This is a genomic window from Mycobacterium sp. 852013-50091_SCH5140682 (genome assembly GCF_001665685.1).
In the GTDB taxonomy this organism is placed as follows: Bacteria; Actinomycetota; Actinomycetes; order Mycobacteriales; family Mycobacteriaceae; genus Mycobacterium.
In genome coordinates this window covers 1-21,028 of record NZ_LZTB01000095.1, presented here as the reverse complement: position 1 = coordinate 21,028, position 21,028 = coordinate 1, and the positions used below count along the sequence as shown (strand labels likewise).

Genomic DNA, 21,028 nt, shown 5'->3' with positions numbered 1-21,028 from the left:
GGTGGCCGGTGACCGCGCGCTGATCATGGCCATCGTCAACCGAACCCCTGATTCGTTCTACGACCGTGGGGCCACCTTCACCGACGAGGCCGCCAAGTCCGCGGTCCATCGCATGATCGCCGAGGGCGCCGACGTGATCGACGTCGGAGGGGTCAAGGCGGGTCCCGGCAATGCAGTGGACGCCGACGAGGAGACCGCCCGTGTCGTGCCGTTCATCGAATGGTTGCGGGCCGCCTACCCGGACCAGCTGATCAGCGTCGACACCTGGCGCTCGACGGTCGCCAAACAGGCCTGCGCGGCCGGTGCCGATCTGATCAACGACACCTGGGCCGGCGCCGACCCGGGGCTGCCCGAGGTGGCCGCCGAGTTCGGGGCGGGTCTGGTGTGCTCGCACACGGGCGGGGCGGTGCCGCGCACCCGGCCGTTTCGCGTGAACTACGGCATCACCGAACGCGGTGTCGTCGACGACGTGATCGCGGAGGTGACCGCGGCGGCCGAGAACGCGGTGGCCGCCGGAGTCCCGCGGGACCGGATCCTCATCGATCCGACCCACGATTTCGGCAAAAACACTTACCACGGTCTTAGTTTGTTGCGCCACGTAAAAGATCTTGTTAAGACCGGATGGCCGGTCCTGATGGCCCTGAGCAATAAGGATTTTGTCGGGGAGACTCTGGGTGTGGACGTCACCGAGCGCCTGGAGGGCACCTTGGCTGCGACGGCATTGGCCGCCGCGGACGGTGCCGCGATGTTCCGGGTGCACGAGTGCGGACCCACTCGGCGCGTGCTCGAGATGGTCGCGTCGATCCAGGGAGTGCGGGCACCCGCACGAACAGTGAGGGGACTGGCATGACCCTAATGCCCGAGCTGGCCGTCAACGAGGGCGTCGCCGGACACCGCTGGCTGGCCGACCGCAGCTGGAACCGGCCGGCATGGACCATCGCCGAGTTGGAAGCGGCCAAGGCCGGTCGCACCGTCTCAGTGGTGCTGCCTGCCCTCAACGAGGAAGAAACCGTCGGCTCGGTGGTGGAGACCATCACCCCGCTGCTCGGCGGCCTGGTCGACGAGCTCATCGTGCTCGATTCCGGCTCGACCGATGACACCGAGATCCGCGCACTGGCCGCCGGTGCGCGGGTGATCAGCCGGGAGGTGGCACTGCCCGAGGTGGCGCCGCAACCCGGCAAGGGCGAGGTGCTGTGGCGCTCGCTGGCCGCGACCACGGGCGACATCATCGCCTTCGTCGATTCCGACCTGATCGACCCCGACCCCATGTTCGTGCCCAAGCTGCTGGGCCCGTTGCTCACGGTCGACGGTGTGCACCTGGTCAAGGGGTTCTACCGCCGGCCACTCAAGATCAGCGGCAGCGAGGACGCCAACGGCGGCGGACGGGTCACCGAGCTCGTCGCGCGCCCGCTGCTCGCCTCGCTGCGACCGGAGCTCACCTGTGTCTTTCAGCCGCTCGGAGGTGAGTACGCAGGCACCCGCGAGCTGCTGACGGCCGTTCCGTTCGCTCCCGGTTACGGCGTGGAGATCGGCCTGCTGGTCGACACCTACGACCGGCTCGGCATGGACGCGATAGCTCAGGTGAACCTCGGGGTGCGCGTGCACCGCAACCGGCCGCTGACCGAACTGGCCTCGATGAGCCGTCAGGTGATCGCCACCTTGCTGTCCCGCTGCGGCATCGCCGACTCTGGCGTCGGGCTCACGCAGTTCTTCGCCGACGGCGACGGGTTCACACCGCGCGCGTCATCGGTCTCACTCGCCGACCGGCCGCCCATGGTCACCCTGCGTCCGCGCTAGCCGCTGACCGCTTGTCAGGCGGTTGAGGCAGTATCGACGGTGTGACATTGATTCTGCTGTACCTGGTGGTGCTGGTCTTGGTGGCCACCGTGCTGTTCGGGGTGGGCAGTGTGATCTTCGGCCGGGGCGAGTCGTTGCCGCCGCTGCCGCGGGGGACGACGGCTACGGTCCTGCCGGCCTCCGGCGTCACCAGCGCCGACGTGGATGCCCTCCGGTTCGCCCAGACGGTGCGCGGCTACAAAACCAGCGAGGTCGACTGGGTTCTGGATCGGCTGGGGCAGGAGCTCGACGGGTTGCGCGGTGAGCTGGCCGCACTGCGCGCGACCTACGGCGTTCCCGACGATGCCGAGCGCGACGACGCCGAGGTGTCGGCCACGGCCGGCCAGATTCGCTCGTCGGACGACACGTGACCGACGACGGCCGCACCCGCTGTGGCTGGGCGGTCGACAGTGCCGCGGGCTCGACCCTGTACCGCGATTACCACGACACCGAGTGGGGCCGCCCGCTGCGGGACTCCGTGGCATTGTTCGAACGGGTCAGCCTCGAGGCGTTCCAGAGCGGGCTCTCGTGGCTGACCATCCTGCGTAAGCGCGAGAACTTCCGCCGGGCCTTCGACGACTTCGACCCCGAGAAAGTCGCGGAGTACGGCGACGCCGACATCGAGCGGCTGATGGCCGACACGGGCATCGTGCGCAACCGCGCCAAGGTCCTGGCCACCATCGCCAATGCCAGGGCCGTCACCGAGCTGGATGTCGACCTGGCTGAACTGCTGTGGTCGTTCGCGCCGCCGCCGCGCCCGCGACCCGCGGACCTCTCGGAAGTGCCCGCGGTAACCCCGGAGTCGACGGCGATGGCCAAGGAACTCAAGCGGCGCGGCTTCAAATTCGTCGGCCCCACGACCGCCTACGCATTGATGCAGGCCACCGGAATGGTGGACGACCACATCAGGTCCTGTTGGGTTCAGGCGTCCCGCTAGACGGCACGCCGCCCGACATCCGACGGGTCTTTGCACACCCATCGCCGCGGATAGGGAAGAATAGGGGTAGTTCAGTAGCAGTTCAGTGCCGGGTGCCGCCAACGAGTGGGCGGGGCCGGGCCCCGACCCGGCCCACCGACGTGGACGGGCTCATTTGGAGGGAGCACTCGATGGCGGCGATGAAGCCCCGGACCGGCGACGGTCCACTGGAAGCAACCAAAGAGGGGCGAGGCATCGTGATGCGAGTACCGCTCGAGGGTGGCGGGCGTCTGGTCGTCGAGCTGACCCCGGACGAGGCAGCCGCCCTCGGCGACGAACTCAAGGGCGTCACCAGCTAGTGCATTCGGCGTGACCGATTGCCCACCGGCAAGCGATCACGCCGAATCTCTATCCCGCCACTTTGCGGTAGATCTCCACTGTCTGCTCGGCGATGTGAGCCCAGGAGAATTCCCGGATGCATCGCTCGCGTCCGGCCGCGCCGTACCCGGCGGCGCGATCAGGGTCGGCCACCAGTGAGTTGACGGCTTCGGCCAGTCCCGCCTCGAAGGCGCCCGGTTCGCTCGCGTCGTAGTGCACAAGTAGTCCGGTCTCACCGTCGGCGACCACCTCGGGGATTCCGCCGACATCCGAGGCCACCACGGCCGTCGAGCATGCCATGGCTTCCAGATTGACGATGCCCAATGGCTCATACACCGACGGGCACACAAAAACCGTTGCAGCGGACAGAATTTCCCGGATCTTGTGAGCGGGCAGCATTTCCTGCACCCAGAACACGCCCGTGCGGACGCGAGCCAGCTCGGCTACCGCGCCGGAGATCTCCGCGGCGATTTCGGGGGTGTCGGGAGCTCCCGCGCACAACACCAGCTGCACATCGGGGCTGAAGGTGTGCGCGGCGGCGACCAGGTGCGCCACACCCTTCTGGCGGGTGATGCGTCCCACGAACGCGACGATGGGGCGGGTCGGGTCGACGCCGAGGTCGGCGAGCACCGATTCACCGTCGGTGGCGTGCGCATCTCCTGAATCGCTCCTCGCGTGCGCAGGGAACCACACGTCGGTATCGATCCCGTTGCGCACCACGTGCACTCGATCCGGATCCAAGCCGGGATAGGTACGCAGGACGTCCTCGCGCATGCCCGCACTCACCGCGATGACAGCGTCGGCCGCCTCGACCGCGGTCCGTTCGACCCACGACGAGATGCGGTAGCCGCCGCCGAGCTGCTCGGCCTTCCACGGCCGCATCGGTTCCAGTGAGTGTGCTGTCAGGACATGGGGAATGCCGTACAGCAGCGCGGTGAGATGCCCTGCCATCCCCGTGTACCACGTGTGCGAGTGCACCACCGTGGCCTGTGCAGCGCTGTTGACCATGTTCAGATCAGCCGACAGCGTCGACAGCGCCGCGTTGGCGCCCGTCAGCGCGGGGTCGGGCTGCGCCACGATGGCCCCCTCGCGCGGCGCGCCCATGCAGTGCACGTCGACCTCACACAAATGACGTAGCTGGGCGACGAGCTCTGTGACATGAACTCCCGCACCGCCGTACACCTCGGGTGGATACTCCCGAGTCATCATGGCCACCCGCATATCTGGAACCGTAATGGGCCGCCCCGCCGTAGCGCAGGATTGTGGGCAACCTCGTGCCGAGAATGTTGATGGCCGCGATGCGAAAAGGGTTGTGGACAGGGGCCACCAATCGTGTCAATGGCTGGCAGCACTGCGTGCCTGCGGATAGGTTTGCAGCATGAGGGAGCTGCCACACGTGCTGGGCATTGTTCTGGCCGGCGGAGAGGGCAAGCGGCTGTACCCGTTGACGGCGGACCGGGCCAAACCAGCGGTTCCGTTCGGCGGCGCATACCGGTTGATCGACTTTGTGCTGTCGAATCTGGTCAACGCACGTTATCTGCGCATCTGCGTTCTCACGCAATACAAATCGCATTCTCTGGACCGCCACATCAGCCAGAACTGGAGGTTGTCCGGTCTGGCCGGCGAGTACATCACGCCGGTGCCCGCACAGCAGCGGCTCGGGCCGCGCTGGTACACCGGATCGGCCGACGCGATCTATCAGTCGATGAACCTGATCTACGACGCGGATCCGGACTACATCATCATCTTCGGCGCCGACCACGTGTACCGCATGGATCCTGAGCAGATGCTGCAGTTCCACATCGAGACCGGGGCGGGTGCGACGGTCGCAGGCATCCGGGTTCCGCGCGCGGAGGCCAGCGCGTTCGGGTGCATCGACGCCGACGACACGGGCCGCATCCGCAATTTCATCGAAAAGCCGGCGGACCCGCCCGGCACACCCGACGATCCTGAGCAGACCTACGTTTCGATGGGCAACTACATCTTCACCACCAAGGTGCTGATCGACGCGATCCGGGCCGACGCCGACGAAGATGGCTCCGACCACGACATGGGTGGCGACATCATCCCGCGGCTGGTGTCCGACGGTATGGCCGCGGTCTACGACTTCAACAACAACGAGGTGCCCGGAGCCACCGAACGTGACCACGGCTACTGGCGCGACGTCGGCACCCTGGATGCGTTCTACGACGCGCACATGGATCTGGTCTCGGTGCACCCGGTGTTCAACCTGTACAACAAGCGCTGGCCGATCCGCGGCGAGTCGGAGAACCTGGCGCCTGCCAAATTCGTCAACGGCGGCTCGGCGCAGGAGTCCGTGGTCGGCGCGGGCAGCATCGTTTCCGCGGCCTCCGTACGCAATTCGGTGCTGTCGTCCAACGTCGTGATCGACGACGGCGCGATCGTCGAGGGCAGCGTGCTGATGCCCGGCACCCGGGTAGGTCGCGGCGCCGTGGTGCGTAAGGCGATCCTGGACAAGAACGTCGTCGTCGGGCCAGGCGAAATGGTCGGGGTCGACTTGGAAAAGGACCGCGAGCGGTTCTCGGTCAGTGCCGGCGGGGTGGTTGCCGTCGGCAAGGGCATCTGGATCTGATCCGCCTCACCACACGTACGGCAACAGCCGGTAGCGCACCTTCTCGGTGTAGGCGGTGTACCCGTCGAGCTCGGTGCGCAGCATCTTCTCCTCGTCGGTGATTCGCACCGCCAGCGCCGGCACGGTCACCGCGACCGCCAGCAGCGCCCAATAGGAGCCCAGCGCCAACGGTATTCCGATCATGAAGAGCACCGTGCCGACATACATGGGATGACGCACAACGCCGTACACGCCGGTGGTCACCACCCGCTGTTCGGACTCCACGCGGATGCTGGCTCCGGCGAAGCTGTTCTGGAAGACGACGGCCTGTGCCAGCGCGAGCCCGGCCACCACCAGCACGTCACCGAGGATCACCACGGGGATGGGCACGTACGACCAACCCTCGCGGTGGTCGACCGCACTGATGATCAGCACGGCGACCACGGATATCAGGCTCACGGTGATGACGACCTTCTGCACCGCCCTGGTTTCGGCTTTCGGTCCGCCGCGCATCCGGCGTCGCAGCGCGGCCGGGTCTTTGACTGCCAGATAGAAACTGGGAACCAGGGTGGCGACCGCGAACACGGCGATGAAAACCCAGGCCTGCCAGTAGTCGAGAGTGCCTGCCGACGCGAACAACGCGAAACCCAACAACACCACACCGAATACGGCCGACACCGCGGTTTGCACGATGAGCTTGAGCATGCTGACCTCCCTGTTACACGGCGTCGCGATTGCGGTAGATCCACCCGGCGATGAGCGTCAATATTGCTGCGGCGCAAAGCATTACCGCCAACGCGGTGAGCGGCACGTGGCTGGGTATGGTGGTCTGGCCGACGAGCGAGAGCTGCAACAGCCAGTGGGGGAGCCGCAGCAACGCCCCGAGGTACAGCGCGACGATGACGAAAGTGACTGCCAGCCAACCGATCCAGGGCCGCCGCAGGGCGACCGCAAGAGCCGCGACGCCGGCCAGCACTGCCATCGCGGGCACGAATCCCAGTCCGGCCAACGTGAGTCGTGCGATGGTGGCGGGCTCACCGAGTGTCACGCCCGCGCCCAAACCATTACCGAGGCCGGCCAGCAGCATCAGCACCGCCGAGCCGAGCACCGCCGCAGCCACCGCCTCGAGCAGCCAGCGCCATCGCGACGTAGCGCCCGCCAGCACCGGCTCACCGAGGCCGGCCTGCTCGTCGCTGTACACCCGCAGAACGGCCGAGACCACGTAGGCCGACGTCGCGGCAGCCAAGAACTGCGTCATGGTGGTGTACACCCCGTCGTTGCCCTGGGCGTCGAGCACCCGGGCGATCAGCTCGTTGGTGCGCGCCGCGTCCAACAGCGATTTCGTCATCGAACCGAACGCCAGCCCGGCCAGGAACAACCCCACGCCCCAACCGATGGTCGAACCGCGCTGCAGCGTCAGGTGCAGCTGGAAGGGTCCGGAAATTCGGTGGGCATTCACGCGTTCGCCGGTGGACGGCAGATTGCCGTCGTCATATTGCCGTCTGGTCTCCAACGCCGCTGCGAGCAGCATCAACACCACCGCGAGCGCCACGAGCATCGCCAGCGGCCACCAGCGCAGCTCCACGAACGACCGCATCTGCTGGGCCCACGCGATCGGCGAGAACCAGCTCAGTGCGCTGCCGGAGGAGTTGATGACGTCACCGACACCGCGCACCAGTGCGGCCAGCGCCAACGCGCCCATCGCGGCGCCGGTGGCGGTGCGGGCCTGCCGCCACAGCTGCGCGGTGACGGCGGCGACCGCGGCGAACACCATCGCGACCGCGGTGATGCCCAGACACATCGCGGCGGTGTCGACGACCGCGAACCCGGTCGAGGCCATCGCCACGGTCATGGTGACCGCCAGCACGGCATTGACCCCGCCGATCAACGCCAGCGCGGCAAAGGTGCGGGCGTGCCTGCCGACCACCGAGGACAGCACGAGTTCGGCCGCGCCGCTTTCCTCCTCGGCACGGGTGTGGCGAATCACCGTGGAGATGGCCAGAATCGAGGTGGCGATGATCAGGGTGAGCATCAGCTCGTTGGCCATCATCACGCCGAGGTCGGTCTCGTTGCGGCCGAACATCGGACCGCCGAGCATGGTACCCGCGGGTGTCTTGAGCAGTTCCACACGCGACAAGCGTTGCTGCTCTTCGGGATAGGCCAACTTGATGGCAGTGGGTGCGTAGACCATCATCATCGTCACAATGACGATCCAGACGCTGAGCCGCACCCGGTCGCGGCGGACCGCCAGCCGCAGCAGCGCTGCGGTACCGGCGAACGATGACCGCGCCGCGAGCGCGGGGGCGGTGGTCATGACGACACCCGCTGGTACTCGCGCAGGAACAGATCTTCCAGCGACGCCGGCGTCACCGACAGGTCCTTGATGCCGAGATCGGCCAGCTCTGCCATGGCCCGGTCGAGGTCGGTGCGGTCGACCGAGAAGCGGTAGTGGCCGTCGGCGATGGAGAAGTCGTGTACGAACGGCATCCGCTGCAGCACTTGGCCGTCGGTGCTGGTGCGTACCTGCACGGTGGTCTGCATGAGGTGCCGCAGCTGGCTGAGCGTGCCGGACCGCACGGTGCGGCCTGCGCGGATGATGGTCACGCTGTCGCACAGCTTCTCCACCTCGGCGAGAATATGGCTGGACAGCAGTACCGCGGCGCCGCGGGACGACACCTCGCTGACGCACTGCTGAAAAGCCTTCTCCATCAACGGATCAAGCCCCGATGTGGGCTCGTCGAGAATGTAGAGCTCGGCGTTGGTGCTGAAGGCCGCGACGATTGCCACTTTCTGCCGATTGCCCTTGGAGTAGGTCCTGGCCTTCTTGTGCGGATCCAGCTCGAAGCGCTCGATGAGCTGATCGCGCCTGTGGGTGTCGATGTTGTTGCCGCGCAGGCCCGTCAGGAAATCGATGACCTGCATGCCGGTGAGATTCGGCCACAACGTCACATCGCCCGGCACGTAGGCGATCCTGCGATGCAGGGCGACGGCGTCGTGCCAAGGGTCGCCCCCGAGCAGGCGGACGGTTCCGCCGTCGGCGCGCAGCAGGCCGAGCAGCACCCGGATGGTGGTGGACTTGCCTGCACCGTTGGGCCCGAGGAAGCCCGTGACGGAGCCTGGTGCCACACTCAGGTCGAGTCCGTCGAGTGCCTTGGTCCGTCCGAAAGACTTTGACAGACCGTGAATTTCGATTGCTGCGTCAGGCATGGTCACGCTCCTTCGGGGCGGGCTGCGGCAGTTGCGTCCGGGCCGCTGAACGGGATGCCCTTTTCACGCTGGGCCAGGAACGCGTCGTACATGGTGGAATCGGCCATCAGGCCGTTGGTGTAGATCTCGAGCGCGGGCAACACCATCTCCTCGCCGTAGTCGTGCAGGACTGTGCGCAGATCCGTTGGGTTTTCGTGCATCTGGATGTACAGCAGGAACGCGCCGCCGCCGCAGATCGCCAGATAGCGGGCCCGGGCCTTGGGGTCCCTGCTCGGCTTCAGCACGCCGGTGCGCACGCCCTCGTCGAGGTACTGCTCAGCATTCTCAAGCATCTTGAGCCAGAACGTCTTTGCCAGCTCGCTGCCGGCCTGCATGCTGCGCACCAGGTAGGCGACCAGGGGCGCGAACGACTCGATCTCGGACATCTGGGCAAGCCACCTCGCGGGGTCGGTGGTCTGCATCGACTCCGACTTGGCGTCGCGGATGACGTCGGCCACATAGGCATCGCAGGACTTGCGCAGACCGTCTTTGGAGCCGAAGTGGTGGATCACCAAGGCTGCACTCACGCCTGCGGCGTCGGCGATGGTGCGCAGGCCGACACTGAAGCCGTGTTGGCCGAACTGGTCGATCGCGGCGTCGCGGATTCTCGCCGTGGTCGTTCGATCTTCTTGTGCTGAACGCATGTTTAGTACGCTAAACACGCGTTCAGCGCGGCGTCAAGGGGTGTCCCGTCAGGAATCCGTAAAAGTCGCCAAACATGCGCGAGCAGTCACGGCGGTACGCCAAACGCGGCGTGTCGCGTACCGCAGCGTCTGCTCGGCGGAAAAAAGTTAGTCGCGAACGGCGGCGAGCAGGCCGTCGCCGAGGGGGATGAGCACCGGGGTGAGCCGTTCGTCCTCGGCGATGAGCCGGGCGGCTTCGCGGACCGCGGTCACCTCGGCGTCGCGTGCGGTGGCGTCGCCGGCACGGCCGCCGAGTGCGGCCCGGTGCACGACGATGGCGCCGCCCGCACGCAGCAGCCGGACGCCTTCGGTCACGAACTGCGGCTGGTCGACCGGGTCGGCGTCGACGAACACCAGGTCATAAGACTCGTCGGCGAGCCTGGTCAGCACATCCTGGGCGCGCCCGCTGATCAGCCGGGTCCGGCCCGGGCTCACGCCGGCCTCGCTGAATCCCTGCTTGGCGATCCGCAGATGCTCGGGCTCGACGTCGATCGTGGTGAGCACACCGTCGTCACGCATGCCCGACAGCAGCCACAGTCCGCTGACCCCGGCGCCGGTGCCCACCTCGACCACGGCTCGGCCGCCGGTCAGCCGGGCCAGCACGCTCAACAGCGCGCCGACCGCCGGGGTGACGGCCCCGGCGCCGATGTCGACGGCACGTTCACGGGCGGCGGCGACGATCGAATCCTCGGAAATCGACCGTTCGGCGTGCGTCACGATCGCCTCGGCGTGGCTGGGGTGCGCCTGACCCTGAGTCTCGTCGGAGCTGACCATGCCCGCAGCGTAGGCCAGTAGCCACCGCGGCCGTCGCGACACGCCCGCGCCGGGCAGCGATTCCGGTCGGAAATCAGGCGATTTGCCCAGGTTGTGACGCATATCGCTCGGATTCTCAGGGAAAGTTAAGTTTGCTCATATGCCCGCCTCACCGGCATGGGGAACGGTAACTCGCATGGAACACGGCCGTCTCCCGCGCTCTGTGGAGCGGATTTGGAATAACGACATTGGCCCGCGTGTTAGCTCTCTTGAGGTCTGTGAGCAGGAGGAACCGACGACCATCGCATCTCAGTCGATCAGCACATCCCAACCCGCCCCGGTGACCATGTCCCACCTGGAGCAGTACACCGACGGCGAGTGGGTTCAGCCGTCCGACGAACTGACCGGCACCGCCGTCTTCGACGCGACCGGCGACCAGGCTGCCATGCCGTCCTGGGACGAATTGGTCCGCCAACACGCCGACCGGGTGTACCGGCTGGCCTATCGCCTGTCCGGCAACCAGCACGACGCCGAGGACCTGACTCAGGAAACGTTCATCCGGGTGTTCCGGTCCCTGCAGAACTATCAGCCCGGCACATTCGAGGGCTGGCTGCACCGCATCACCACGAACCTGTTCCTGGACATGGTGCGACGCCGCGGACGCATCCGGATGGAAGCGCTGCCGGAGGACTACGACCGCGTGCCTGCCGACGACCCCAACCCCGAGCAGATCTACCACGACTCGCGGCTGGGTGCCGACCTCCAAGCCGCGCTGGACTCGCTGGCTCCCGAGTTCCGTGCCGCCGTGGTGTTGTGCGACATCGAGGGTCTGTCCTACGAGGAGATCGGCGCGACGCTCGACGTCAAACTGGGCACTGTGCGTAGCCGTATTCACCGCGGCCGGCAGGCGCTGCGTGACTATCTCGCCAAACACTCTCCGGAAACCGCTCAGTCCGCCTGAGCAGTCATGAGTGCCTCGGGCCGGGTCCCGCGCTACATTCACTAATGAGATGCAAATGTGCCCGAGAGGAGCTGGGTGATGGTCGACCCGGGACACGTGTTCCGTCGCGCATTCTCCTGGCTGCCTGCGCAATTTGCCTCGCAGAGCGATGCGCCGGTGGGTGCGCCACGCCAGTTCGGCTCCACTGAGCACCTGTCGACCGAGGCCATCGCGGCCTTCGTGGACGGCGAACTGCGGATGACCGCGCACCTGCGGGCCGCGCACCATCTTTCGCTGTGTCCCGATTGCGCGGCCGAGGTCGACGCTCAGGGGCAGGCCCGCGCGGCATTGCGGGACTCGTGCCCGATCTCCATTCCCCACACCTTGCTGGGCATGTTGTCGCAGATACCGCACCATGCGCCGCATCAGGGTCCCGAATGGCCGAACCAGGGCGAGTTTGCTGACGACCCGAATCGGGCCCGGCGTAAGCGCCGGTAGGCTAGAGCAACACGCGAGCTAGTGTCCCGCGCAGGCTATCTGGCCGCAGCGGGCGCTCCGATCAGAGAGTGATACACCGTTGACCGACCAGGATCAGCCCGGCGAGAACGACCGCTTGGCGCCCCGTGCTGTTCAGCGGCCACCCGTCGACCCGGCATCGCAACGTGCATTCGGGCGGCCGGCCGGCGTCGACGGATCGTTCCTCGGCGCCGATAAATATGCGGACCAGGGCGAGTACACGCCCAAGGACCAGGCCCCGGATCCGGTGTTGGCCGAGGCGTTCGGGCGCACCGGCGAGTACTCGCTGCAGCGTCACCCCGCCGACGCAGGCGCTCTGGCCGCCGAGCGGGACGGTGACGGCGAGGACGAGGTCGCCGACCCCTGGCGAGATCCGGCTGCTGCGGTTGCGTTGGGCACGCCGGCCCGCCCGCCGACGCCGCACCCGGTCAGCACCGAACCGGTCACCAAGCTGGGTCTGCGTGATGTGTTGTTCGGCCGCAGGGTCTCCGTACTCGCATTGGTCACGCTGGGGCTGATCGCCCTGCTGGTCGGCGTGTTCGGCGGCGTAGTGGGCCGCATGACGGCCGAGACCGTGCAGGCGTTCACCACGTCGAAGGTGACACTGGAGACCGGCAACAACCCGGAGCAGCCCGCGGGCCGGTTCGCGACCGTCGCCGCCGCCGTGGCCGATTCTGTCGTCACCATCGAGGCCAAGGGCAAGACCGAGGGCTCGCAGGGCTCGGGCGTCGTGATCGACAAGTCCGGCTTCATCGTCACCAACAACCACGTCATCTCGGACGCCGCCGCCAAGCCTGCCGATTACCAGCTCAGCGTGGTGTTCAACGACGGCACCGTCGTCCCGGCCCGCTTGATCGGCCGCGATCCCAAGACGGATGTCGCCGTGCTCAAAGTCGACAACGTCGACCACCTCACCGTGGCCCGCATGGGCGATTCGGAGAAGCTGCAGGTCGGTCAGGAAGTGATCGCCGCGGGTGCCCCGCTCGGCCTGCGCAGCACCGTCACGCACGGCATCATCAGCGCGCTGCACCGTCCCGTGCCGTTGTCCGGCGAAGGCTCTGACACCGACACCGTGATCGACGGCGTACAGACCGACGCGTCGATCAACCACGGCAACTCCGGTGGGCCGCTGATCAACATGGACTCCGAGGTCATCGGCATCAACACCGCGGGAAAGTCGTTGTCGGACAGCGCCAGTGGTCTGGGCTTCGCCATCCCGGTCAACGAGGTCAAGCGGGTGGCCGAGAAGCTCATCCAGGACGGCAAGATCGTGCACCCGTCGCTGGGGTTGACGGCCGTGTCGGTGAGCAACAGCGTCGCTTCCGGCGCCAAGGTCAGCGACGTGAGCCCGGGCAGCCCCGCCGAGAAGGCCGGACTGCAGGAGAACGACGTCGTGGTCAAGATCGGCGACCGCAAGGTGGCCGACGGTGACGAGTTCGTGGTCGCGGTGCGGCAGCTCAACGTCGGTCAGGAAGTTCCCATCGAGGTGGTCCGCGAAGGTCGTCCGCTGACCCTGATGATCACGCCCATCGGCGACGACCAAAAAAAGCAGTAAGTCGTGTTCGCCAACATCGGGTGGGGCGAGATGCTCGTGCTGGTGGTCGCCGGCCTGGTGATCCTCGGCCCGGAGCGGCTACCCGGTGCGATCCGCTGGACTTCGAGTGCGCTGCGCCAGGCCCGTGACTATGTCAGCGGCGCCACCAGCCAGCTGCGGGAAGATCTGGGCCCGGAGTTCGAAGACTTGCGCGAGCCGCTCGCCGAACTGCAGAAGCTGCGGGGCATGACGCCGCGTGCGGCCATCACCAAGCATCTGCTCGAGGGCGACGACTCGTTCCTCACGGGGAAATTCGACGAGAAGCAGGCACAGGAGCTGGCACAGCAGCCGCCGACGGTGACCCCGCCGCCGACGCCGCCGCAGCAGAAGCCGTCCGGGACGGTGTTCGACCCGGACGCCACCTGAGCGCCGACGCGTCGGCGCCGCGTTCGTCGAGCGAAACCACCCAGTACCGCACGCCCACTGTCCAACCCGCGACTACGGCCACGGCCAGGAGATTGGCCGGGATCAGTCGCGGGTCGTTGTAGGCGGTCACCGCCGCGTCTGCGGCGCTCGCGATGGCCAACACGACAAAGAAGTAGAAGACGATGCGGGCGATCACAGCCGTCCAGCGCTGGAACCGGTACAACAGCAGGGCCCGGCGAAACGTCAGCTTTCGGTCGCTGACCGCGGCGTTGGAGTTCTCGACGTGCACCGACCCGAAGCGAAAGGCCATCGCCGATGCCGTCATGATCGCGACGGCGGCGATGTCGTTGTAGACAGCCCCGCCGGAGAAGTAATTGGGGATGCCGAGCGTGTCGGGCCGCCCGAATGCGGAACCCAGCCCCGAACTGACGTTCTGAACAACCATGCCGAGGCAGAACCAGTAGAAGGCCCGAAGGGTCCGCGCCGCGCGGCGGTGCATCGGATAGGCGAGGAGGAGTCGACGCAGCGTGATCGCCGGCTTCTGCTCAACCGGCGGCGGTTCGGACTTGGCGACGAGCGTGGAAGCCTCGTCGAGCCAGCTCTGCGCTTGCTCGGCGGCTCGCCGGTGGGCTTCGGGGGAGTCGGTGACGAGCTTGGTGGCGTTCCACCACTCGGAGGCGAACGCTATCTGCCTGCTGGCATCGTCGAACGCCAGTTTGCGGCTCCCGGCCTGGGTGCGGCGCTCGCGCCAGTCTCCGATCATCAGCGCGACGATGCCGATTCCCGCGGTGAGAACCGGGGTCAGCACCGTCAGCGCAATGCGTACGACCTGGTCGGTATCCATGGCGCCTCGATCCCGCTCACATCGCGAGGGAGAGTAGAGGCTAATAATGCCATTGACGGCCCCGTCACCGCGGCCGTAAGCGCAAGGAGGGTCTAGCGGCCCGCCGGGTCGAGGCCCAGCGACATGCCCGCCAACCCGCGTTTGCGGCTGGAGAGCGCATCGGCGACCTTGCTCAGCTCCTGAGCGGCCGGTGAGTCCGGTGCGGACAGCACCAGCGGAACGCCGTCGTCGCCCGCGGACACCAGCGCCGGATCGATCGGGACCTGACCCAGCAGCGGCACCTCGGCGCCCACGGTACGGGTGAGCGAATCGGCCACCTGACGGCCGCCGCCTTCGCCGAACAACTGCAGTGTGGTGCCGTCGGGCAGCACCATGCCGGACATGTTCTCCACGACGCCGGCGATGCGCTGCCGCGTCTGCACCGCGATGGCGCCCGCGCGCTCGGCGACCTCGGCGGCGGCGGCCTGCGGGGTGGTCACCACGAGAATCTCCGCACCCGGGATCAGCTGCGCCACCGAGATCGCGACGTCACCGGTGCCCGGCGGCAGATCGAGCAGCAGCACGTCGAGATCGCCCCAGTACACGTCGGCCAGGAACTGCTGCAGTGCGCGGTGCAGCATGGGGCCGCGCCACACCACGGGCGTGTTGCCCTGGGTGAACATCGCGATCGAGATGACCTTCACGTCGTGGGCGACGGGCGGCAGGATCATCGAGTCGACCTGGGTGGGCCGGTCGGCCGTGCCCATCATCCGCGGCACCGAGTGCCCGTAGATGTCGGCGTCGAGCAGGCCGACGGACAGGCCGCGCGCAGCCAGCGCCGCGGCCAGGTTCACGGTCACGCTGGACTTGCCGACGCCACCCTTGCCGGACGCCACGGCGTACACCCGCGTCAGCGAACCCGACTGGGCGAACGGGATCACCGGCTCGCGGGAATCACCGCGGAGCTGCTTGCGCAGTTCGGCGCGCTGCTCGTCGTTCATCACGTCGAGGCTCACCTTGACCGCGCCGGTCCCGGGCACGTCGGTGACGGCCTTGGACACCAGATCGGCGATCTCGTTCTTCTTCGGGCAAGCCGCAGTGGTCAGGTAGATCTCGACGTGTACCCCGCTATCGGGTTCGATCGTGATGTTCTTGACCATGCCGAGATCGGTGATCGGTCTCCGGAGTTCGGGATCGATCACTTTGGTCAAGGCGGCGCGAACTGCGGCGGGCAGCTCAGTGGCAGATTCGGACATCACCGCAGATTCTACGGCTGCGTCTGATTGAGCTGGTCGCGGCGTCAGGCCGGGCCGGGCGCAGGCCCCGGTGCGGGGCCGAGCACGGGCCCTGGTACCGGGCCGGGCGCGGGCCCCGGGACAGGGGCCGGGGCGGCGGGCGGCGCGTCACTGAGGCAGAACACCACGCAGGTGGGCGGTGGCGGTGGCTGCTCCCAAGGCGGTGTCCATGGCGGCGGCGCGGCCGGCGGCGTCGGCGACGGCATGGCCTGTGCGGGCCCGGGCAGCGGCCCGAGCACCTGTCCCGGCGCGAATCCCGGCACGTTCGCGCCGGTCAGCTGGGCTGCGGCGTCACCGCCGCCAAGCACCGGGATGAGCGCCATCGGGTCACCGGGCGGCAGGCCGGTGGCATTGATGGGCAAACCGGGTCCGAGTCCTTCGGGGTTGTCCAGATGCGCATCGCCGATGGGTGGGATGGATCCGGTGATCGGGGGCAGATTGACAGGCACGACGCCGGTCGCATACGCCGCTGCCCAGCCCATGACGTTCTGGGCATAGGCGACGGAGTTGTTGTAGCGCAGGATCGCCGTCATCACCTGAGAGGAATCCCGCAGGTTGAGCCCGCCCGAGCACAGATACCGTGCGGCGGCAAGCGACGCGTCGAAGACGTTCTGGACGTCGGCCTTGGCGTCGCCGTCCCCGTCGGAGGCGTACCGGGCCCAGGTTCCGGGCAGGAACTGCATCGGCCCCATGGCCCTGGCGTAGGTGACCCGCCCGGCCTGGGCGCTCTGCACGATCACCTCGTTGCCAGGCAGGGTGCCGTCCAGTGCAGGCCCGTAGATCGGACGTACCGCTGTTCCGCGGACATCCGTGGCGCCGCCGTTGGCGTGCCCGGATTCGATCCGGCCGATGCCTGCGAGCAGGTTCCAGCTGATGCCGCAGCCGGGGGCGGCCGCCGCCATCATCCGCTCGGCGTTGCGATAGGCGGCCAGTGCGATGGACGGAATGCCAAGGGTCCCTGGGGAATTCACAATCATCGCGGGTGGGGGAGCCGTCACCGTCGCGGTGGCGATGTGGAACATGGTCGGCACTTTCGCCGCGGCGACCACCGCGGGCCCGGTTTGATCGACCGAGGGTTCGACGGCGGCCAGCGGCATGACCGCGGCGTCGCTGACGTTGCTGGCGGGTACCGGCCCGGACGCCCCGACGGCACCGGCCAGAATGATGGGGGAGAGCGCCGCAACGCCGAGAATTCCGCGCCCGCGGGGGCCGGACAAGATCTCGCGGACGTGAGGAGCAGAAAGGTTCTCGCGGACGTGAGGAGCAGAATAGTTTTTCGCATGGGCGAGCCGACCAAGTCGGCGTCGAGCGGCGACTACGAAAGCCGCACCTCCCCCTACGCGCACTTAACCGTCCTGACGTCGTTTTCGGCCGACAAAAAGCGTGTGAACCAAGTCACCATAACTAATCTGATTGCTCTTGTTGCGACAATGGTTCACTGACGTCGGCGTCACTGGCTTTCGCGGTGCGCTCGGAGTCATCGCCTTTGCCGGACCGTCCCCCGCGTTTCGTGCGTTTCTGCAATCCACTGATCACCTCGTGGAGTTCTTCCAATTCGCGGCGCAGATAGTCGCGGGTGGCGACTTCGCCGACCGCGAGCCGCAGCGCGGCCAGTTCCCGCGCCAGATACTCGGTATCGGCCTTGGTTTGCTCGGCGCGCCTGCGGTCCTCTTCAAGGGCCACGCGGTCGCGGTTCTCCTGCCGGTTCTGTGCCAGCAGGATCAGCGGGGCCGCGTAGGCCGCCTGCGTCGAGAACGCCAGGTTGAGCAGGATGAACGGGTACGGGTCCCACTGCAGCTTGATGGAGACCAGGTTCAGTGCGATCCAGACGATGACGATGATCGTCTGGATGGCCAGATAACGCCCGGTACCCAGAAACCGGGCGATGGATTCGCTGAACCGGCCCACCGCCTCGACGTCGACGTGCAGCCCCAAGCCGCGCGTGGTGCGAGGAGTGTCGAGCCGCTGACGCGCCGACAGATCGCTCATGAGCCCGCCACCGGCAGCGCAGGCTCTTCGCGCTCACGCCAGTCGTCGGGGAGTAGGTGGTCGAGCAGGTCGTCGACCGATACCGCGCCCAGCAAGTGGTTCTCCTCGTCGACGACTGGGCCGCAGACCAGGTTGTACGCGGCGAAGTACCGGGTGACCGCGGCCAGCGAATCCCCGGGACCCAGATTGGGCAGGTCGGTGTCGACGATGCCGCTGACCAGTGCCGCGGGCGGCTCACGCAGCAGCCGCTGCAGATGCACGCAGCCCAGGTACTGGCCGGTCGGGGTGGCCGTTGGTGCGCGGGCGACGAACGCCAGCGACGCCAGCGCGGGCGTCAGGTCCGGATCGCGTACCCGGGCCAGCGCCTCGGCCACGGTGGTGTCAGGGGCCAGCACCACGGGCTCTGAGGTCATCAGACCACCGGCGGTGTCCGGCGAGTGCGACAGCAGCCGTCGCACGTCCTCGGAGTCCTCCGGGTCCATGCGGCCCAGCAGCACCTCGGCGTCGGCGGGCGTCAACGTGCCGAGCAGGTCCGCGGCGTCGTCGGGATCCATCGCCTCGAGCACGTCGGCAGCGCGTTCGGTGTTGAGCTGCTGCAGCGCCTCGGCCTGCTCGTCCTCGGGCAGCTCCTGCAGCACATCGGCCAGGCGCTCGTCGTCGAGTGCGCGGAACAACTCGTAGCGGCGCTTGGCAGGCAGCTCGCGCAGCGCCTCGGCGACCTCCACGGGCCGCTGGCCCTCGAACTGCTCCAGCAGCGACGCCACGCCCTGATCGGGCATCGCCAGGCCGGACGGGGTCAACCCCTGCACGTTCTGCCAGTCGACCACGTGGATGTTGCTGCGGCGGCCGAGCCTGCGCTGCGGGCGCACCGCGACCCGCGTGACCACCCAGTCCCTGGTCCGGGTCTGCTCGATGCCGAGATCGGTTACCACGACGTCGATACCGGCAAGCTGCGGCAGGTCGGGATCGTCGACTCGGACCCGGGTCTCCACCACCTGGCCCAGCACCAGAACCTCGCCGGGCCGCTGGGCGAAACGGCGCAGCGACACACTGCCCGTCGCCAGCGTCACCGAGCCGGGTTCGATCGCGGTCACCCTCAGAATGGGGACGAAAATCCTTCGCCGCGTGAGCAATTCGACCACCAGGCCGAGCACCCTTGGCTGCTGGCGCACGATACTGATGCTGATCACCACATCGCGGACGCGGCCGATGGACTCCCCGTCGGGGCCCAGCACGACCATCCCCACCAGCCGGGCTGCGTAGACCCTGTTCACCGCCGCCATGAGTCAAAGGGTAGAGAGTGTGGTCGTGGACAACCTGTATCGGCCCCGTCGAACCTGTCTGTCGGTTCCCGGCAGCAGCGCGAAGATGATCGAGAAGGCCAAAACCCTGCCTGCCGACGAGGTGTTCCTGGACCTGGAAGACGCTGTCGCGCCCGACGCCAAGGCGCAGGCGCGCGCCCAGGTGGCCGCGGCGTTGTCCTCCGACGGCTGGGCTGGGCAGCTGCGCGGTATTCGGGTCAACGACTGGACGACACCGTGGACCCATGCCGACGTGATCGAGGTGGTATCGGCCGCGGGGGCCGCACTGGATCTGATCGTGCTGCCCAAGGTGACCGAGGTGGCGCACGTCCAGGCCCTCGATCTGCTGCTCACCCAGTTGGAGACGACGCACCGCCTGCCGGTGGGCCGCATCGGCATCGAGGCGCAGATCGAGAACGCGCAGGGACTGACCAACATCGACGCCATCGCCGCGGCGCCGCGGGTGCAGGCCCTGGTGTTGGGCCCCGGTGACATGGCGGCCAGTCTCAACATGCGCACGCTGGAGGTCGGCGGGCAGCCCGAGGGCTACGACATCGGCGACGCGCATCACCACGTGCTGATGCGGATCCTTATCGCCGCGCGGGCCCGGGGCATCAACGCGATCGACGGGCCGTACGTGAAGGTCCGCGACGTCGACGGGTTCCGGCGCGTGGCAGGCCGGTCGGCGGCGCTGGGCTACGACGGCAAATGGGTACTGCATCCCGACCAGATCGTCGCGGGAAACGAGATATTCAGCCCGCGTCAGGCTGATTACGATCACGCCGAACTGATCCTGGAGGCCTACGACTGGCACACCTCAGGGGCGGGCGGCGCCAGGGGAGCGGTGATGCTCGGCGACGAGATGATCGACGAAGCCAGCCGCAAGATGGCGCTCGTGGTCGCAGGCAAGGGCCGGGCGGCCGGGATGACGCGCCACGGCGCGCGTTTCGAGCCACCGCGCTGATCAGTGGGTGCCGCTGATGGCGACCATCACGATCATGAACAGGACGTACAGCACGATGCCCGCCGTGATCAGCGCACCGATGATGACGGCGGCCAACGCCAACCCGTAGCCTTCCTGGCCCGTGCGCTTGGTCTCGCGCATGGCCATGATGCCCAGGATCACGCCGATGGGCGCAGGCAGGCAGACCACCAGGCCTAAGGCCGAACAGACCAGCGCGCCGATCGCCATACCGCTCGTGCCGCGATGCGGCGGGTAGCCGTATGACGGGTACGTCGGATATCCGGGGTACGCCGCCGGATAGGGCTGCGGATAGCCGACCGGCCCGGGCGGCGGCGTCGGATACAGCGGCGGTGGCAGCCCCGCATCGGCCGGATAGTCCACCGGCGCAAGCGGATCCGTCGACCGCGAGTGCTCAATGGGCGGATACTCCCTGCCGCCGAACGACGGATCTGGCTGGTTGGTCACGTCAGTAGGTCGACGTCGAACTCGGCGACGCCGCGAGGACGATGATGAACACCACGATGGCCAGCAGCGGTACCGCCACGCCGACCACGATCCCTGCGATGGCCATACCGCGACCGCCCTGGCCGGACTGCTTGATCTGGTTGAGCGCGATGATGCCCATCACGATGCCTGCGATCGACGCCGCGAATCCGCTGAAGCAGAGGAACATCAGCGGCACCGAGAGCACCGAGGCGACCAGAGACCCGATGGCCAACGGGTTGTTGGTGCCGGGTGCCGGCCCTCCGTAGCCACCCACCGGATACCCGTCGGGCCCGGGATATCCCGGTGCGCCGTACGGGGCAGCCTGCGGATAGCCCGGCGGTGGCGGATAACCGGGTGCACCGCCGTAGGG

At 67.6% G+C, this 21,028-nt stretch carries 23 protein-coding genes; 11 read left to right on the top strand and 12 right to left on the bottom strand.

The window, feature by feature from the left end:
* Positions 1-25 precede the first annotated feature (25 nt).
* The 5 genes from folP (at position 26) to A5784_RS23890 (ending at position 3,111) form a co-directional block, all read left to right on the top strand.
* Positions 26-850, top strand: coding sequence for a dihydropteroate synthase (folP, locus tag A5784_RS23910; protein WP_064947413.1), 825 nt, complete (start codon positions 26-28; stop codon positions 848-850).
* A complete protein-coding gene (locus tag A5784_RS23905) occupies positions 847-1,797 on the top strand; it encodes a glucosyl-3-phosphoglycerate synthase (protein WP_064947361.1) in 951 nt (316 codons plus the stop codon). The genes folP and A5784_RS23905 overlap by 4 nt, the downstream gene beginning before the upstream one ends.
* A 41-nt stretch (positions 1,798-1,838) precedes the next feature.
* Positions 1,839-2,207, top strand: coding sequence for a DivIVA domain-containing protein (locus A5784_RS23900; protein ID WP_064947360.1), 369 nt, complete (start codon positions 1,839-1,841; stop codon positions 2,205-2,207).
* Entirely contained in the window at positions 2,204-2,773 is a 570-nt protein-coding gene (locus A5784_RS23895; RefSeq protein WP_064947359.1) for a DNA-3-methyladenine glycosylase I, read from the top strand. The genes A5784_RS23900 and A5784_RS23895 overlap by 4 nt, the downstream gene beginning before the upstream one ends.
* Before the next feature lie 170 nt (positions 2,774-2,943).
* The gene (locus tag A5784_RS23890) at positions 2,944-3,111 is read left to right on the top strand and encodes a DUF3117 domain-containing protein (protein ID WP_003406247.1); all 168 of its coding nucleotides are present in this window, start codon (positions 2,944-2,946) and stop codon (positions 3,109-3,111) included.
* A 49-nt stretch (positions 3,112-3,160) separates the two neighbouring features.
* Here A5784_RS23890 and glgA read toward each other — a convergent pair whose 3' ends face one another.
* Positions 3,161-4,351 (bottom strand): glycogen synthase, encoded by a 1,191-nt coding sequence (glgA, locus tag A5784_RS23885; protein WP_156750742.1) that lies wholly within the window; start codon positions 4,349-4,351, stop codon positions 3,161-3,163.
* Positions 4,352-4,508: 157 nt separating this feature from the next.
* Between glgA and glgC the strand changes: the two genes are divergently transcribed.
* Positions 4,509-5,723 (top strand): glucose-1-phosphate adenylyltransferase, encoded by a 1,215-nt coding sequence (gene glgC, locus A5784_RS23880; protein ID WP_064947358.1) that lies wholly within the window; start codon positions 4,509-4,511, stop codon positions 5,721-5,723.
* Between the two features lie 6 nt (positions 5,724-5,729).
* Here the strand turns inward: glgC and A5784_RS23875 are convergent, their stop codons facing one another.
* From A5784_RS23875 to A5784_RS23855, 5 genes are all read right to left on the bottom strand, one after another.
* Positions 5,730-6,407: a methyltransferase family protein gene (locus A5784_RS23875; RefSeq protein WP_064947357.1), complete on the bottom strand. Its 678-nt coding sequence runs from the start codon at positions 6,405-6,407 to the stop codon at positions 5,730-5,732.
* 13 nt (positions 6,408-6,420) lie between these two features.
* Positions 6,421-8,016: an ABC transporter permease gene (locus A5784_RS23870; RefSeq protein ID WP_064947356.1), complete on the bottom strand. Its 1,596-nt coding sequence runs from the start codon at positions 8,014-8,016 to the stop codon at positions 6,421-6,423.
* Positions 8,013-8,909, bottom strand: coding sequence for an ABC transporter ATP-binding protein (locus A5784_RS23865; protein ID WP_064947355.1), 897 nt, complete (start codon positions 8,907-8,909; stop codon positions 8,013-8,015). Before A5784_RS23865 ends, A5784_RS23870 begins: the two co-directional genes overlap by 4 nt.
* A 2-nt stretch (positions 8,910-8,911) precedes the next feature.
* Complete coding sequence (locus A5784_RS23860; RefSeq protein WP_064947354.1) at positions 8,912-9,592, bottom strand: TetR/AcrR family transcriptional regulator; 681 nt, start codon at positions 9,590-9,592, stop codon at positions 8,912-8,914.
* Between the two features lie 147 nt (positions 9,593-9,739).
* Complete coding sequence (locus A5784_RS23855; RefSeq protein ID WP_064947411.1) at positions 9,740-10,405, bottom strand: O-methyltransferase; 666 nt, start codon at positions 10,403-10,405, stop codon at positions 9,740-9,742.
* A gap of 175 nt (positions 10,406-10,580) precedes the next feature.
* Between A5784_RS23855 and sigE the strand changes: the two genes are divergently transcribed.
* From sigE to tatB, 4 genes are all read left to right on the top strand, one after another.
* The gene (sigE, locus tag A5784_RS23850; RefSeq protein ID WP_064947353.1) at positions 10,581-11,345 is read left to right on the top strand and encodes an RNA polymerase sigma factor SigE; all 765 of its coding nucleotides are present in this window, start codon (positions 10,581-10,583) and stop codon (positions 11,343-11,345) included.
* A 78-nt stretch (positions 11,346-11,423) separates the two neighbouring features.
* Positions 11,424-11,822: an anti-sigma E factor RseA gene (gene rseA, locus A5784_RS23845; protein WP_064947352.1), complete on the top strand. Its 399-nt coding sequence runs from the start codon at positions 11,424-11,426 to the stop codon at positions 11,820-11,822.
* A 79-nt stretch (positions 11,823-11,901) separates the two neighbouring features.
* Complete coding sequence (gene htrA / locus A5784_RS23840; protein WP_064947351.1) at positions 11,902-13,395, top strand: serine protease HtrA; 1,494 nt, start codon at positions 11,902-11,904, stop codon at positions 13,393-13,395.
* 3 nt (positions 13,396-13,398) lie between these two features.
* Entirely contained in the window at positions 13,399-13,800 is a 402-nt protein-coding gene (tatB, locus tag A5784_RS23835) for a Sec-independent protein translocase protein TatB (protein ID WP_064947350.1), read from the top strand.
* 936 nt (positions 13,801-14,736) lie between these two features.
* Here the strand turns inward: tatB and A5784_RS23830 are convergent.
* The 4 genes from A5784_RS23830 to A5784_RS23815 form a co-directional block, all read right to left on the bottom strand.
* On the bottom strand, positions 14,737-15,879 hold the full coding sequence (locus A5784_RS23830) for an Mrp/NBP35 family ATP-binding protein (RefSeq protein WP_064947349.1): 1,143 nt from the start codon (positions 15,877-15,879) through the stop codon (positions 14,737-14,739).
* Between the two features lie 44 nt (positions 15,880-15,923).
* Positions 15,924-17,135, bottom strand: a complete 1,212-nt coding sequence (locus A5784_RS23825; RefSeq protein ID WP_064947348.1) for a lytic transglycosylase domain-containing protein — start codon at positions 17,133-17,135, stop codon at positions 15,924-15,926.
* Between the two features lie 187 nt (positions 17,136-17,322).
* Positions 17,323-17,907: a DUF1003 domain-containing protein gene (locus A5784_RS23820; RefSeq protein ID WP_064947347.1), complete on the bottom strand. Its 585-nt coding sequence runs from the start codon at positions 17,905-17,907 to the stop codon at positions 17,323-17,325.
* Positions 17,904-19,190, bottom strand: a complete 1,287-nt coding sequence (locus A5784_RS23815) for a magnesium transporter MgtE N-terminal domain-containing protein (RefSeq protein WP_064947346.1) — start codon at positions 19,188-19,190, stop codon at positions 17,904-17,906. Before A5784_RS23815 ends, A5784_RS23820 begins: the two co-directional genes overlap by 4 nt.
* A 25-nt stretch (positions 19,191-19,215) precedes the next feature.
* Here A5784_RS23815 and A5784_RS23810 point away from each other — a divergent pair, with 25 nt between their 5' ends.
* Positions 19,216-20,172: an HpcH/HpaI aldolase/citrate lyase family protein gene (locus tag A5784_RS23810; protein WP_156750740.1), complete on the top strand. Its 957-nt coding sequence runs from the start codon at positions 19,216-19,218 to the stop codon at positions 20,170-20,172.
* Here A5784_RS23810 and A5784_RS23805 read toward each other — a convergent pair whose 3' ends face one another.
* Both A5784_RS23805 and A5784_RS23800 read right to left on the bottom strand, forming a co-directional pair.
* A complete protein-coding gene (locus A5784_RS23805; protein WP_232006228.1) occupies positions 20,173-20,637 on the bottom strand; it encodes a DUF4190 domain-containing protein in 465 nt (154 codons plus the stop codon).
* 1 nt (position 20,638) lies between these two features.
* Positions 20,639-21,028 (bottom strand): DUF4190 domain-containing protein (locus A5784_RS23800; RefSeq protein WP_156750739.1); only part of this gene is annotated, 390 nt, incomplete at its 5' end.

What these genes read in the sequence shown, in the direction of transcription:
- folP (WP_064947413.1), top strand. Translation starts at nt 26, where the DNA reads ATGGCCATCGTCAACCGAACCCCTGATTCGTTCTACGACCGTGGGGCC.
- A5784_RS23905 (WP_064947361.1), top strand. Translation starts at nt 847, where the DNA reads ATGACCCTAATGCCCGAGCTGGCCGTCAACGAGGGCGTCGCCGGACAC.
- A5784_RS23890 (WP_003406247.1), top strand. Translation starts at nt 2,944, where the DNA reads ATGGCGGCGATGAAGCCCCGGACCGGCGACGGTCCACTGGAAGCAACC.
- glgA (WP_156750742.1), bottom strand. Translation starts at nt 4,351, where the DNA reads ATGCGGGTGGCCATGATGACTCGGGAGTATCCACCCGAGGTGTACGGC.
- glgC (WP_064947358.1), top strand. Translation starts at nt 4,509, where the DNA reads ATGAGGGAGCTGCCACACGTGCTGGGCATTGTTCTGGCCGGCGGAGAG.
- A5784_RS23875 (WP_064947357.1), bottom strand. Translation starts at nt 6,407, where the DNA reads ATGCTCAAGCTCATCGTGCAAACCGCGGTGTCGGCCGTATTCGGTGTG.
- A5784_RS23870 (WP_064947356.1), bottom strand. Translation starts at nt 8,016, where the DNA reads ATGACCACCGCCCCCGCGCTCGCGGCGCGGTCATCGTTCGCCGGTACC.
- A5784_RS23865 (WP_064947355.1), bottom strand. Translation starts at nt 8,909, where the DNA reads ATGCCTGACGCAGCAATCGAAATTCACGGTCTGTCAAAGTCTTTCGGA.
- A5784_RS23860 (WP_064947354.1), bottom strand. Translation starts at nt 9,592, where the DNA reads ATGCGTTCAGCACAAGAAGATCGAACGACCACGGCGAGAATCCGCGAC.
- A5784_RS23855 (WP_064947411.1), bottom strand. Translation starts at nt 10,405, where the DNA reads ATGGTCAGCTCCGACGAGACTCAGGGTCAGGCGCACCCCAGCCACGCC.
- sigE (WP_064947353.1), top strand. Translation starts at nt 10,581, where the DNA reads ATGGAACACGGCCGTCTCCCGCGCTCTGTGGAGCGGATTTGGAATAAC.
- rseA (WP_064947352.1), top strand. Translation starts at nt 11,424, where the DNA reads ATGGTCGACCCGGGACACGTGTTCCGTCGCGCATTCTCCTGGCTGCCT.
- A5784_RS23830 (WP_064947349.1), bottom strand. Translation starts at nt 15,879, where the DNA reads ATGTCCGAATCTGCCACTGAGCTGCCCGCCGCAGTTCGCGCCGCCTTG.
- A5784_RS23820 (WP_064947347.1), bottom strand. Translation starts at nt 17,907, where the DNA reads ATGAGCGATCTGTCGGCGCGTCAGCGGCTCGACACTCCTCGCACCACG.
- A5784_RS23815 (WP_064947346.1), bottom strand. Translation starts at nt 19,190, where the DNA reads ATGGCGGCGGTGAACAGGGTCTACGCAGCCCGGCTGGTGGGGATGGTC.